This window comes from Streptomyces luteireticuli, from assembly GCF_041519305.1.
Taxonomy (GTDB): Bacteria; Actinomycetota; Actinomycetes; order Streptomycetales; family Streptomycetaceae; genus Streptomyces; species Streptomyces luteireticuli.
The window spans coordinates 3,015,599-3,027,640 of sequence record NZ_CP167927.1 but is presented as its reverse complement, the minus strand read 5'-3'; the positions used below and the strand labels follow the sequence as shown (position 1 = coordinate 3,027,640).

Sequence of the window (12,042 nt, the reverse complement as noted above, 5' to 3'; positions counted from 1 at the left end):
GAGCCCACCCGACATGCTGGACACCCTGCTGCGCGAGATCGACGCAGCCGACATCAATGCGTTCGCACGCACCTTGATCACCCCGGACGACTATGAACTGACCCGCACGGTCATGCCCGAACGCCGCATCAACAGCGTGAAGTTCCGTATCCGCAGCAGCAAGAGGCGGGTGAACGCGGCGAAGTTTAGGGCCTACGACGCGACGACTGCGATCGCCCGCCGCCAGGCCGAGCGCGTGATCACCGAGGGCCTCCTGCCCCCGGTGGGCCAGAAGCTGATCGTCAGCGAGCTGGAACAGATCCTGATGGACACCGCCAGAGGTGCCGACTCGACGGATTTCATCGAGTCCCTCTACGACGACGTGGAGCGGCACGTCGAATCGATCCAGAATCGGCTGGAGCTCGCCGCCGGCGGCATCCTGGCCACGGGAAAGTTCCGGCTGGACGCCGAGAACGGCCTCAACCTCGAAGCTGACTTCGGCGTGCCGGCCGCCAACATGCCGGTGGCACCCAAGCCGTGGAGCGACGCCACGAGCGACCCGCTCGCTGACGAACTGCGATGGATCGAGTACCTGCGCTCGATCGGCGCCCCGATGCCGGCCCGCGTCGTCACCTCCTTCAAGGCCCGCGCCACCCTCGCCTCCAACTCCGCCTACCGGGCCGCCTACTACGGCAGCGTGAACGGCTCCAACACCCCCACCGCCGTCCTCGCACCGCACGAGGTCGACGTGGTCCGCGCCCGCTACAGCCTGCCCCCGATCACGGTCTACGACGTCCAGGTCCCGGTGGACGACGTCTACCGTCGCGTTCTGCCCGAGGACCTGTGGATCCTGCTTCCGCCGGACCCGCCGTCCTGGGGCGAGACGCAGTACGGGGTGACGGCCGAGAGCCTGGTCCTCTCCCGCGGTACCAACCCGGCGATCACCCGCCAGGACGCCCCTGGCATCGTGGTCACCACCGGCTACCAGGACGACCCGGTCCAGGTGTGGACCAAGGGCTCCGCGGTGGCGATGCCAGTCCTGTACGTACCGGACATCCACATCACGGCCAAGGTGCTGTGATGCCGGAGCAGGGGCGGCGTCTGGCGCGGTGTGTCTTCCTCGCCCACCCGACGACGGGCGAGGCGCTGATTCTTCAGCCGGGAACCGAGGTGACGGACGAGATCGCCGCACAGATCACCAACCCAGGGGCGTGGGAGCCCGACGACCAGCCAGAGCCCGGGCCGACCCTACGCGCGGGAGAACTACCTCCCCCCAGTGAAGACGAGGGTGACGACGGGACAGCCGAGTGACGGGGAACCCCGGCGCCGGAGGCGGCATGGGCCTGAGCGAGTCCGACTTCGCCTATCTCCGCTCCCAGTTGGGCACGGTCGACCGAGCGGATCTCGACCAGCGGTACGCGAGACTTGGCGACCTCACCGCCGTGGCCCTGGAGGTACTGCGGGAGCGGAAGTCCGCTCTCGTCGCTGACCCGCTCACCGTCACGGTCCAGGGCGTGGCCACCGTCAGCACAGCGGAGAACGTACGGGCCTTGGAACGACAGATCGCTGACTTGGCGGCAGCAGCGAGTGCAGAGGCCGGCGCACGGGGAAGCCTCCCGGTACCTCTACAGCGACGCAGGAGCAGGTAGCCCTCAAGGTGACACGGGGCCCGAGGCCGGTCCGAAGAGAGCGGCGCTGAGCAGCACTGGCTGGCCTGGCGTGCGGCTGCGCATGGAGGGCTCCCCTTTCCGCAAGCAGCCGGGGTTAATGCTGGTGGCCTGTGATCTCCTGTCCGGCAAGGCCCTGGGCGATCTGCCATCGCATGTCGCTGTTGGCTCCTTTGACCAGTACGCGGTCGCCGGGGCGCAGGATCGACATGACGAAGGCCGTTGCGGTGGGGTTGTCTGGGCAGATGGCCACTTTGGGTACACCTGCGTCTCCGGCGGCCAGGGCGAGTTGTTTGGCCAGGGCGCCGCCGACGGCCACCACCACGTCGATGCCCTGCTCGGCGGCTTCACGGCCCACCTTGCGGTGACCGTCTACTGCTTGGTCGCCCAGTTCTCTCATCTCTCCGAGGACCGCGATCAAGCGGGGCGAGGTCATGGCGGTTATTCCCATCGGTTGGCGTGGTCAGATGTGCAGGGAGATGCCTCGGTGGGCGGCGAACCGGTCGAAAGTGTCGGCCGGGAGTTGGGCGGTCACGGCCTCGGGTACGTGGCCGGAGGGGTTGCGGAAGGCCACGGTGCCGTCGTGGTGGCCGGTGACGAGGACGAGGTGACCGCCGCGGCCGGGTGCATCGCGGTCGGGCCGGCGGATCTCCTTGTGCACGGAGGCGATCACCAGCCTGCCGGCGGCCGTCTCCGCTGCGAGCCGGCTCGACGTCAGGTCGGTGATGACCTCGCTGTGCAGGTTGTAGGTGTCCGCGGTGAACTCGCAGAAGGGCCGGTAGAACATGCCGCCGACGCTGCCATCCGGCCGCTCCTCGTAGCAGCGGTACTTCAGGGCGCCTTGGAGGAGGTCGAACAGGTGGGGGGCGTCGCCGTCTCGGGCCAGCAGGGCCATGCGCAGGCAGGCCATGCCGCACCAGCGCCCGCACCAGCGGAGGTAGGTCTGCTGGTCCGGCGCCCCGGACTCCTGCCACCGGGAGTCCTCGTCCGGTGGCAGGCCGTCGTACGCCATGGCGCTGATCAGTTCGGGTGTGGCGTACTGCGTGACGATGGGAATGGGGTAACGGCGGGGGTTGTGCTCAGGCACGGGCTGCTGGCTCCTTCCACCGGTCCGGTCATGAACCGGTGGAACGAACCTATGCCGACGCCGCCGCCGGAGATGACCACTCCGACAGGTCCGGGCGGAAGATCGAGGTGTTCGACGGCGGCGAGTGCGACCGCGCCGGACGGCTCCGCGACCACCTTCAAGTGCTCGAACGCCAAGGCCATCGCTTCCACGATCTGGTCGTCCGTCACCGTCATCACGTCGTCGAGCATCACCCGATTGATCTCCCAGGGCAGCGGGGCGGGCCGGGTGTGCCGCAGTCCGTCGGCGATGGTGTCCGGAACGCCCGGCAACTCGGCCAGCGTCCCCGACCGCAGAGAGGCGGCCATGTCCGCCGCGGTGTCCGGTTCGACACCGATGACCCGGATCCTGGGGTTGAGGTGCTTGGCCGCCACGGTGGTACCGGCCGCCAGGCCGCCGCCCCCGACGGGGACGAGAATCGCGGTGAGCTCCGGCGCCTGGTGGAGAAGTTCCAGAGCGACGGTGCCCGCGCCGGCCATCACCTGCGGGGAGTTCGCCGACGGCACGACGGTATAGCCGTGCTCGGCGGCAAGGCCGGCGGTCAGCGCGTCCCGGTCATCGCGCGTCCGGTGGTAGGTGACAAGGCGTGCCCCCAGAGCCTGGGCGCTGGTGGTCTTGCCGCGTGGCGCGTCGTGGGGGACCACCACGGTCACCGGGACGCCCAGGAGCTGACCCGCGAGCGCGAGAGCCTGCGCATGATTGCCGGACGACGCGCCGACCACGCCCCGCTGCCGGGTTCCGGCATCGAGGGCGGCGAGCGCGTTGTAGGCGCCCCGGAACTTGAACGCCCCGGTCCGCTGCAACGCCTCCACCTTGACCACCACCGGCCGCCCGGCCACCTCGTCGAGCGCGGGATGGGATAAGACAGGGGTGGTGATGCACACGTTCCGCAGACGGTGCTGCGCCTCGTACACGTCCGCTGCATCCAGCGGCAGCCCATCGGTGCTCATGCCCGGTACCCGTCGTGGCGGGCGGTGCCCAGGATGGCCGCGATCAGCGCGTCGTAGCTGATCCCCGCCGCGTTCGCCATGGTCGCGAGGTTCCCGTGGGCGGACAGCCCCGGCAGGGTGTTCACCTCCAGCCAGAACAGCTCGCCGCTCGGGGTGACGAGGAAGTCGGAGCGGGAGTAGCCGTGGCATCCGAGCGCCCGGTGCGCAGCCAGGGCGGCTTCCTGGATGGCCGCGACGGTGGGCTCCGGGAGTTCGGCGGGGCACCGGTAGCGGTGTCCGTTCGGGTCGCGCTTGGCGGCGTAGTCGTAGAACTCGGCGGTGGTGGGCAGCGTCTCCAGCGGTGGGAGCGCGGACGGGACGCCGTCGTGGTCCAGGATCCCGCAGGTCACCGCGGTTCCTTCGACGAAGGGTTCCACCATCCACTCCCCGCCGCCGGTCTGCGCTTCGCCGAGGGCGCAGGTCAGCTCTGCCGCGTCGCGCAGCACTTTCATGCCGATCGAGCCGCCCTCGGAGCAGGGTTTGAGGATCACAGGCCACCCGAGGTTCGTGGCGGACTCTTTCACTGCCACGTCAGGGTCGTCGTCGGCCCGGAGCACCACGTGTTCAAGGGTGTTGACCCCGGCGGCCTTGACGACGCTCTTGGCCGTCGGCTTGTGCATGCCCAGGGCTGAGGCCAGGACTCCGGATCCGGTGTAGGGGACGCCGAGGGTGTCCAGGGCGCCTTGGAGCTTCCCGTCCTCGGCCCACTGACCGGCGATGGCCAGGAACGCCACGTCGAAGCCGCGTACCCAGTCGGCGAAATCGGCGTCGGCGGCGTCGAGCACCACGTGCGCCACGTCCTGGCGGGTGAGCGAGGCCCGGACAGCCTCTCCGGAGAGCAGCGAGCGGTCACGCTCGCCCGACTGGCCACCGGTCACGATGGCGATACGGCGAATAGACACGATCGACCTTCCTTCTGGACGGACATGCCGAATTTCCAGGCGGGGCAGTGCAAGAGTCGACGGCGCGTCTGCCTGCTGACAGCGCCTGGGGACGAACGCTCAACTTCCTTGCGGCATCCGCAAGTTCTGTGCGGGCGCCCTGACGCGCGCGGTCGGACGCCGATACCGTGGACGGGCTCTCGGGACGAGGAGACGCGATGACCGTCGCGACCACGCACCGCACCGACTGCGCAGGCGGCCTCGGGGTGCTGATGCGCACCCGCCGCAACGCGCGCCATCCCCGCATGACGCAGGCCGAGCTCGGCGCCGCCCTCGGGTACACGGCCAGTTGGGTGTGCCGGGTGGAGAAGGGCGAGCTGGTGCCCTCGGGGAAGACCTTGGCCCAGATCGGCCATGTGCTCGGCATCCCTCCGGATGAGCTGATCAGCGCCGCTCACCCGCCGGAGCGAGGCAGGACGCAGGGTGGGGAAAGCCCCGGCGCCGTGATGGTGGTGGCCGCTACGTTGACCACAGGGCACGTCGAGGACCAGCAGGAGGTCGCGGTGCGGCGCAGGCACTTTTTCACCGGAGTAGTCGGGATCGGCACGGCGGTGGCCGTCGGCGCCCCGGCCGCCGCTCAAGGACGAGGGCCGTCGCTCGACTCGCACGCGTTGCTCGAAGAGGCGCTGTTCCAGCCTCCCGCCGTGGAGCCCGTGCCGCTCGGGCAGCTTGCCGGGGCGCTCCGCCGGTCGCGAGAGGACTTCCGGCAGAGCCGCTACGCCCACCTCGCGGCCGGGCTGCCGAATCTTCTGGCGACTGCGGACGCGACCCGGCACGCCCTGAACGGCCACCAGCACGAACGTGCCTGCGCCCTGGCGGCGGGCGCCTACAGCCTGGCGGGCGAGCTGGCGATCAAACTGCGCTTCCAGGAGTCGTGGGTCGCCGCGGACCGGGCCATGGCCGCCGCCCGCGCCTCGGCCGAGCCCGCTCCACTGGGGGAGGCGGCCCGGGTGCTGGCCGTGGCCCGGCGGCACGCTGGCCGCCACCGCCAGGCCGTCGACCTGCTCACCAGCACCAGCCGCGACCTCGCCGACGACCCCACCGCGCAGGCCCAGGCCGTCCGCGCCGCGATGCTCCTCACTTGCGGATTCACCGCAGCGCACTACGGCGACCGCACCGCGGCCCTGGACATGGTGGGCGAAGCCGAGGAGATCGGCCGACGGATCACTCACAGCCCGGGCCTGGAGAAGGTGACCGCGCTGGCTACACCCGCACAGTGCGACGGCTTCCGGCTGAGCATCTTCAACACGCTCGGCACCGACGAGGGCGTCGCTGTAGTCCGCCGGATCCGCCCCGGGGCGTTCCCGGCCGCCGAACGGCGCGCCCGCCTCTTCACGGACACGGCCCGCATGTGGCACCGCCTTGGTGACCACGAACGCACCTACGCGGCGCTCCGGGCGATCGAGCAGCAGGCCCCCGAAGAGGCGCGGCGGCCGTCCGTGCGATTGCTGACCTCGGACTTGATGAACGCTCCGGTCAACCTGCCGGGGCTCGCTGGGTTCGCGGTCCGTACGGGTGCGGTCCACGGCTGAATCACCACTCCGGCATCGAGCTGGTGGCCGTCTTCGTGGGCCAGGTCAGCACGATGCGGCAGTGGATTTTGTCGATGACCCGCCCGTCGGCGGGGAGTTGCTCGTCGGGTGTGCCGGCCGGGTAGACGCGGATGTGCGGGCCGGGTCCTCCGCGCTGGCGGCGGTGCCAGTCGCGCACGTGCCCGGCGACCGTCTCGGCGAGTATCTGGCGCTCCGGGCCCACGGCGTGTACCCCGAACTCGGCGCCCAGCAGGCCGGGGGCGGAGCGTGTGGTGAGGTAGGCGAGGGAGCCCGCGCCGGTCACCGCGGTCACGTCCGACGGGAGAGCTGGGGCGATCGTCGCGAGGTCGTGTTCCTCGGTCAGCTCCAGGCGGCAGAATCCGTCGAGCACGCTGGCGAGGTAGAGGGGGAGGGTGTCCGCAGGATCCCGCCACTCGGCCGGCACCCCCGTCCAGACCTCCGTCCGCTCGCTCTCCACCACGCTGTCCGTGAGCTCCGGGGCCGCGGGGAGACCATCGTCGAACCAGAGGCAGACGGTGTTGTGCAGGAGGAGCAGTTCCGGCTGGTGCGCGGCCGCACCGCGCATGGGCTCGAGGCGGCAGGGCTGCATGGAGACGCTCTCCAGGTGATCGTCGACCAGGTCGAAGGCGACCGAGCGGGTCAGGCCCCGCATCGTCAGCGGTACGACGAGCCGTCCGCCCTCGGCCAGGTGCGTGGACCATGTGGTGGGGAGGTCCCAGGCGGCGGCCGTGACGATGATCCGGTCGAACAGGCCCTCGTTCCCGGGCAACGGGTCGGCGGCATCGGCGCAGACCACCCGGACATCGTGGTACCCGGTGTCGGACAGCAGGCGGGCGGCCCGCTCGGTGATCTCGCAGTCGATGTCGGAGGTCACCACCCGGCCGTCCGCACCGGCCAATTCCCGGATCAGGGCGGCGTTGCACCCGCCGGAGCCGACCTCCCACACCGCCATGCCGTCCTTGACCGCAGCCTGGTCCAACATCGCCGCGTGGGTCTGCATCGCCGGCATCGAACTCACCACGGAGCCGTACCGGTTCCGCTTGACGACCACCGGGTCCAACAGGTGATACACCGCCTCCAGACTCGCCCCCGGGGCGAAGGCGTGTCGGGGCACCGCGCGCAGCGCGGCCTCGGCGTCCGACGAGAGACCACCGCCCAGGGCCAGGGCGTCGACCATCAGCCGACGCTGAACATCGCCGATATCGGGGCCGCCGGAGGCGGCTTGGTCGGTCGGCGTGGTGTTGTCCATCTGAACTCCTCGTCATCAGGGGGTTCCTGCGTTCTGGCCAGGCGGACGGGGACTACCGCTGGGCAGGGGTGCGCGGCTGCGGGGTGGGGACCCACAAGGGGCGGCCGTTGCCGAGCTCGGCCGTCCCCTCTCCCGGCCGCAGGACACGATGGGCCGCGACGACCCGGTCCACCTGGTGCGCCGGGCAGTGCGTGAGGCGGTGGCCGGTGTCCGCGTACACAGCGGTCGGTCCTTCCTGGGCTGTTGCTGGGGTGCGCTTTCCGGCCGCTAGCCGGGCTTGGAGGTTCCGCCCAGTCCGTTGTGCTTGCATCGCTGGCCGTTCTCGACGTCGCGCAGCTTGGGGCGCCGCGGCTTCCGGCAGTGCGTGCATATGCAGGGCCAGGGCAGTCCCGGCTTACCGGGGTAGGGCTCGGTCGGCTGGTATCCGGCATCGCGCATGAGCTTGTACTCGTCCGTCGCACGGTCGGCCGGGGCGAGCGGCTTCTGCGGTTCCGGACCAGGGGCGGGCGGCAGGGTGGGCCGCTCCGAGTGACCGCCGAGCAGCAGGCCCAGACTGATCCAGTTCTTCGGCTCCGGCGTGTTCACGGGACAGGGTTCCTTCCGTTCGTCTCCAGGGGATCGGGTGCTGTGTGCCGATGAGGTGGGCGCGTCGCCACCGGGTGGCTCTCCTTGCCCGACGTCGAGGTAGGTGCAGCGGGGTGCCGGGCGTGGTCAGAGCAGGGCTCGGATCTCGCGGAGCGGCACCGTGGTGACCTCACGGAGCTGGCGGGCGAGTTGGGTGGCGAGCATCCAGGGCAGGCCGGGATCCCCGTACGGCACCGGGGCGTCCGCCGCTTCGTCGTAGTCGCCGGGTGCCGGCTTCAGCACACCGCTCGGGGCCGGCATGAGCCGGGTCACGCGGACGCCGTAGAGGCGGGGGCGCTGCACAAGAAACACCTGAAGCTCGTGCTCGTACAGGTGGGGGCAACGCTTCGCTGAGACGAATGCGTGCCGAGGGCAGACAGGCGGCTGCGTCGTGAAGTCGCCCTCCCCGAAGGGCCGGTCGTTCGGGCGCAGGCCGGTCAGGAAGATGGACCCGGCGCGCGTTCGAGCCGGCGCCGCGCATACCTGGCAGCGCAAGGTCATCATCATCGCCCGCTGACGGGCCGGGTGGACCTCCGACCACTGCGGGGCGCCCGCCGGTGCATCCACAGGCGTCGGCTGCCGGTTCCTGGTCCACAGCACGCCCCGGTGGTCACGGTCCTGTGGCCTCTCGTTCGTATAGCCGAGCCCGCTGCCGTCCGACCAGTACGCCAGCTCGGACAGATCACGCTCCTCGCCTTCGCGCAGCGTGATGTAGGGGACGATCACCTTGCTCACCGCATCCCTCCCACCCAGTTGTTCACCGGACACACAACTCCCTGGCGTTCAGGGGACTCGGGGGCGAGGCGCTCCAGCTCGGTCAGCAACACGGTGTGCGGAGTGAACACGGTGTCGTTGCTCTCCCGGGGGCTGCGCAGCCAGCGCACGACCCCGGGATCGGTGCTGGTGTCCTGCGGGGCTGGAACTGTCACGAAGGTTCCCCGCCCGCAGAAGCGGGCCGACTTCGGCCACGACCAGGCACGGGCCGCGGGATGGACGATCCAGTACGTCTGATCGCTGTGCGCCACGACCGGCCCCAGAGATCCGCCCTTCAGCCGCGCCAGCAGGACACGAGCCTGGCGTTCCGGAACGCGCACCGCAGAGAAGGCCAGGCCCATCGGCAGCACGGCCAAGCGGTCGCCGAACCAGGCCGGGGAGAAGAGCGCGCACGCCTCGCTGAGCGGGTGCTCCCAGCCCGTGCAGTCGCAACTCCGGGACCCGGTTACCGCATTGACAGCCAGCGAGGTCTTCATGATGCCTCCGCCGCGACCGTGAGCTCGGCGGCCGGCACCGGGGTGATGCCGTGCAGGTGGGCGTAGACCTGACCGGCCAGCGTCCAGGCCCACCGTCCGTCCCAGTAGGAGACGAACTCCTTCTCGCCGACGGGGACGACGCACCGGTCGGTCGCGCACCCGAGCCCGGAGGCCCGGTAGACCTGCCCGTGCACCCCCATCACCATTGGCCGCCGGACCCGCACCAGCACATGCCCTCGGCGCAGTACCGGGCACCGCAGGGCGGCCTTGGCGGCACAATCGCGGCACACCGGCGGATTGGTGGTCCGGCTCCCTTCGGCGGGGAACGGCTCGTCGAGCCCTGTGGTGTCCAGCAGCCACAGCCAGCCCCGCTCGCTCATGTCGGCCGGCCGCCCACAGACCTGGCACAGCAGCCCGACCATGCACTCGCGCTGACGTCGGGGATGCACACGGCCGTACTCCGGCGTCCCCCGCTCGGGGCCCGCCGCGCACCCGGCCCACAGGACCCCGAAGCCGTCCCGGTCGTCGTCGTTTTCCCAGCGCAGGGCGATCCCGCCGCCGGGAGCGAGGACGAGATGCGCCGGGAGAGACGGCTCGCCCGACCACGCGGTGATGTATGGGACTTCGTCTTCCAGAACCGAGGAAATGTCGGCGACCGGGGATGTCACGGGAAGGGGTCTTCCAAGATTTTCGTAGCTGGTGATCGTGTGAACTGGTCTGTGGTGCTGGGGTGTTGATGGTGGCAAGCTGTCCGCGTGTGCCATCGAGCTGGAGGACCTGCTGCCGCAGCTGGCCGCGGTGCAGGTCGAGACGGTTGAGGCCGGCGGGGATCTGGTACGGATCACGGCGCGGACGCGTGCCGGTGTCCCGGTGGCTTGTCCGGGGTGCGGGCAGGCGTCGGACTGGGAGCACTCCCGGTATGTGCGGCATGTCGCGGACGAGGCGGTGGGCGGACGCCCCGTCGTGATCGACTTGTCGGTACGCCGCTTGTACTGCGAGAACCCGGACTGTTCCAGGAAGACGTTCGCCGAGCAGGTGGACGGGCTGACCGTGCGCTACCAGCGGCGGACCTCGGCCCTGCAGCGGGTGGTGGAGGCGGTCGGGGTGGCGCTGGCGGGCTCGGCCGGGGCCCGGCTCCTCGCCGTGCTGCACTACGCGGTGGCCTGGGCGAGCGTGCTGAACTGTCTGCTGCGCATCCCGTTGCCCGCCGTGACCATGCCGCAGGTGCTGGGCATCGACGAGTTCGCGCTGTGCCGAGGGCACCGCTACGCGACGATCCTGATCGACGCCGAGACCGGCAGGCGTGTCGAGGTCCTGCCCGACCGCAGGACCGAGACGGTGACCGCCTGGCTCACGGCCCACCCCGGCACCTCGGTGGTGTGCCGGGACGGAGCCGGCACCTTCGCCCAGGCCGTCACCGCCGCCGACCCCGCCATCGTGCACGTGCTGGACCGCTGGCACCTGTGGCACGGACTGGCCGAGGCGGCAGCCAAGGAGGTCGCCGCGCACAGCTCCTGCTGGGCCAAGATCGGCCCGCCGCTGCACGAGGGCAAGCGCGCTGCCAGCACCCGCGAGCGCTGGCAGCAGATCCACCAGCTCCTGGACGCCGGCGTCGGCCTGCTGGAATGCTCCCGCCGCCTGGACCTGGCCCTGAACACCGTCAAACGCTACGCCCGCCACGCCGAGCCCGAGCGCATGGTCCGCGCCCCGAACTACCGGCCCACCCTGGTCGACCCCTACCGCGACCACCTGCGACGGCGCCGCGCCGAGGATCCCGCGGTGCCCGTCACCCACCTCCTGCACGAGATCCGCGAACAGGGCTACACCGGCAGCGCCAACCTCCTGGTCCGCTACATCACCCAGGGCCGCGTCGAGGCCGACCACTCCGCCCTCTCCCCACGCCGGGCCGCCCGCTACCTGCTCACCGACCCCGCCCACCTGCGCGAAGACCAGCAGGTGTTGCGTGACCAGCTCGCCGGCGCCTGCCCGCAGATGACCCAGCTCGCCGCCGCCGTGACCGGCTTCGCCGCCCTCCTCGCCCCACGCGCAGGCAACGACGAGGCCCTGACCGGCTGGATCACCCGCGTCCGCGCAGCCGACCTGCCCTTCCTCCATGCCTACGCCACCGGCCTGGAACGTGACCGCGCCGCCGTCGACGCCGGCCTCACCCTGCCCTTCCACAACGGGCGCACCGAGGGCGTCAACCACAAGATCAAACTCCTCAAGCGCCAGACCTACGGCCGGGCCGGCTTCCCGCTCCTCCGCCACCGCATCCTGCTCAACTGACACTCCAGCGAGCCCGGCGATCACCAACTACGAAAATCTTGGAAGACCCACGGGAAGGGTGCCCTTCGACTTCGACAAACGGACGGGGAGACGGTGACCGCCGGACCGCCGGAGGTTCCCAGCACGGTTGTGCAGCGGGAGCTCTCTGACGGCCCGACGGTCTGTGTTGGGGGCGCGGTCGGGCGTCCGCGCCCCCAACCGGGGGACGCCGCCTCTCCAGTGGAGGGGCGGCTCGTCCCGGACGGAGCAGCCGGGACGTGAGTGGTTGCGGACGCGGACTCGGCCCGAAGACGCCGCGCTACAACCAGCTGGTGAGAGGTGCCGACGACGATCCTCTATCGCCGTCGGCACCCCCTTCGGTCGGCATGTACTCCCTCT

The 12,042-nt window shown here is 70.7% G+C and carries 14 protein-coding genes; 4 read left to right on the top strand and 10 right to left on the bottom strand.

The window, feature by feature from the left end:
• The first annotated feature begins 13 nt into the window (after window positions 1–13).
• A complete protein-coding gene (locus AB8735_RS13200; protein ID WP_372407442.1) occupies window positions 14–1,060 on the top strand; it encodes a major capsid protein in 1,047 nt (348 codons plus the stop codon).
• Between the two features lie 256 nt (window positions 1,061–1,316).
• Window positions 1,317–1,628 carry a hypothetical protein gene (locus AB8735_RS13195; RefSeq protein WP_372407440.1) on the top strand — a complete coding sequence of 104 codons (312 nt, stop codon included), beginning with the start codon at window positions 1,317–1,319 and terminating at the stop codon, window positions 1,626–1,628.
• A gap of 115 nt (window positions 1,629–1,743) precedes the next feature.
• Here the strand turns inward: AB8735_RS13195 and AB8735_RS13190 are convergent, their stop codons facing one another.
• Genes AB8735_RS13190 through AB8735_RS13175 form a run of 4 tightly spaced genes read right to left on the bottom strand, consistent with a single transcriptional unit; the run spans window position 1,744 to window position 4,663 of the window.
• On the bottom strand, window positions 1,744–2,082 hold the full coding sequence (locus tag AB8735_RS13190; RefSeq protein WP_372407439.1) for a glutamate ligase domain-containing protein: 339 nt from the start codon (window positions 2,080–2,082) through the stop codon (window positions 1,744–1,746).
• A 27-nt stretch (window positions 2,083–2,109) separates the two neighbouring features.
• Window positions 2,110–2,733 (bottom strand): C39 family peptidase, encoded by a 624-nt coding sequence (locus tag AB8735_RS13185; RefSeq protein ID WP_372407437.1) that lies wholly within the window; start codon window positions 2,731–2,733, stop codon window positions 2,110–2,112.
• Window positions 2,667–3,722: a threonine/serine dehydratase gene (locus tag AB8735_RS13180; RefSeq protein ID WP_372407436.1), complete on the bottom strand. Its 1,056-nt coding sequence runs from the start codon at window positions 3,720–3,722 to the stop codon at window positions 2,667–2,669. The genes AB8735_RS13185 and AB8735_RS13180 overlap by 67 nt, the downstream gene beginning before the upstream one ends.
• Window positions 3,719–4,663, bottom strand: coding sequence for a D-alanine--D-alanine ligase (locus AB8735_RS13175; protein ID WP_372407435.1), 945 nt, complete (start codon window positions 4,661–4,663; stop codon window positions 3,719–3,721). Before AB8735_RS13175 ends, AB8735_RS13180 begins: the two co-directional genes overlap by 4 nt.
• A gap of 197 nt (window positions 4,664–4,860) precedes the next feature.
• Here AB8735_RS13175 and AB8735_RS13170 point away from each other — a divergent pair, with 197 nt between their 5' ends.
• On the top strand, window positions 4,861–6,234 hold the full coding sequence (locus AB8735_RS13170) for a helix-turn-helix domain-containing protein (RefSeq protein ID WP_372407433.1): 1,374 nt from the start codon (window positions 4,861–4,863) through the stop codon (window positions 6,232–6,234).
• 1 nt (window position 6,235) lies between these two features.
• On the opposite strand, the gene fxlM is transcribed toward AB8735_RS13170, so the two are convergent.
• The 6 genes from fxlM to AB8735_RS13140 form a co-directional block, all read right to left on the bottom strand.
• Window positions 6,236–7,504 carry a methyltransferase, FxLD system gene (gene fxlM, locus AB8735_RS13165; RefSeq protein ID WP_372407432.1) on the bottom strand — a complete coding sequence of 423 codons (1,269 nt, stop codon included), beginning with the start codon at window positions 7,502–7,504 and terminating at the stop codon, window positions 6,236–6,238.
• A gap of 52 nt (window positions 7,505–7,556) precedes the next feature.
• Entirely contained in the window at window positions 7,557–7,724 is a 168-nt protein-coding gene (locus AB8735_RS13160) for a hypothetical protein (RefSeq protein WP_372407431.1), read from the bottom strand.
• A gap of 47 nt (window positions 7,725–7,771) precedes the next feature.
• Window positions 7,772–8,089, bottom strand: a complete 318-nt coding sequence (locus AB8735_RS13155) for a hypothetical protein (RefSeq protein WP_372407428.1) — start codon at window positions 8,087–8,089, stop codon at window positions 7,772–7,774.
• Between the two features lie 126 nt (window positions 8,090–8,215).
• The gene (locus AB8735_RS13150; protein ID WP_372407426.1) at window positions 8,216–8,863 is read right to left on the bottom strand and encodes a hypothetical protein; all 648 of its coding nucleotides are present in this window, start codon (window positions 8,861–8,863) and stop codon (window positions 8,216–8,218) included.
• Window positions 8,860–9,378: a hypothetical protein gene (locus AB8735_RS13145; protein WP_372407425.1), complete on the bottom strand. Its 519-nt coding sequence runs from the start codon at window positions 9,376–9,378 to the stop codon at window positions 8,860–8,862. Before AB8735_RS13145 ends, AB8735_RS13150 begins: the two co-directional genes overlap by 4 nt.
• Window positions 9,375–10,046, bottom strand: a complete 672-nt coding sequence (locus AB8735_RS13140; RefSeq protein WP_372407423.1) for a hypothetical protein — start codon at window positions 10,044–10,046, stop codon at window positions 9,375–9,377. Before AB8735_RS13140 ends, AB8735_RS13145 begins: the two co-directional genes overlap by 4 nt.
• Window positions 10,047–10,155: 109 nt before the next feature.
• Between AB8735_RS13140 and AB8735_RS13135 the strand changes: the two genes are divergently transcribed.
• Window positions 10,156–11,664 carry an ISL3 family transposase gene (locus tag AB8735_RS13135; RefSeq protein WP_372411837.1) on the top strand — a complete coding sequence of 503 codons (1,509 nt, stop codon included), beginning with the start codon at window positions 10,156–10,158 and terminating at the stop codon, window positions 11,662–11,664.
• Window positions 11,665–12,042: the final 378 nt, after the last annotated feature.

Excerpts from the sequence above, each read along its gene's own strand:
- AB8735_RS13200 (WP_372407442.1), top strand. The coding sequence starts at position 14 with ATGCTGGACACCCTGCTGCGCGAGATCGACGCAGCCGACATCAATGCG.
- AB8735_RS13195 (WP_372407440.1), top strand. The coding sequence starts at position 1,317 with ATGGGCCTGAGCGAGTCCGACTTCGCCTATCTCCGCTCCCAGTTGGGC.
- AB8735_RS13190 (WP_372407439.1), bottom strand. The coding sequence starts at position 2,082 with ATGACCTCGCCCCGCTTGATCGCGGTCCTCGGAGAGATGAGAGAACTG.
- AB8735_RS13180 (WP_372407436.1), bottom strand. The coding sequence starts at position 3,722 with ATGAGCACCGATGGGCTGCCGCTGGATGCAGCGGACGTGTACGAGGCG.
- AB8735_RS13170 (WP_372407433.1), top strand. The coding sequence starts at position 4,861 with ATGACCGTCGCGACCACGCACCGCACCGACTGCGCAGGCGGCCTCGGG.
- fxlM (WP_372407432.1), bottom strand. The coding sequence starts at position 7,504 with ATGGACAACACCACGCCGACCGACCAAGCCGCCTCCGGCGGCCCCGAT.
- AB8735_RS13145 (WP_372407425.1), bottom strand. The coding sequence starts at position 9,378 with ATGAAGACCTCGCTGGCTGTCAATGCGGTAACCGGGTCCCGGAGTTGC.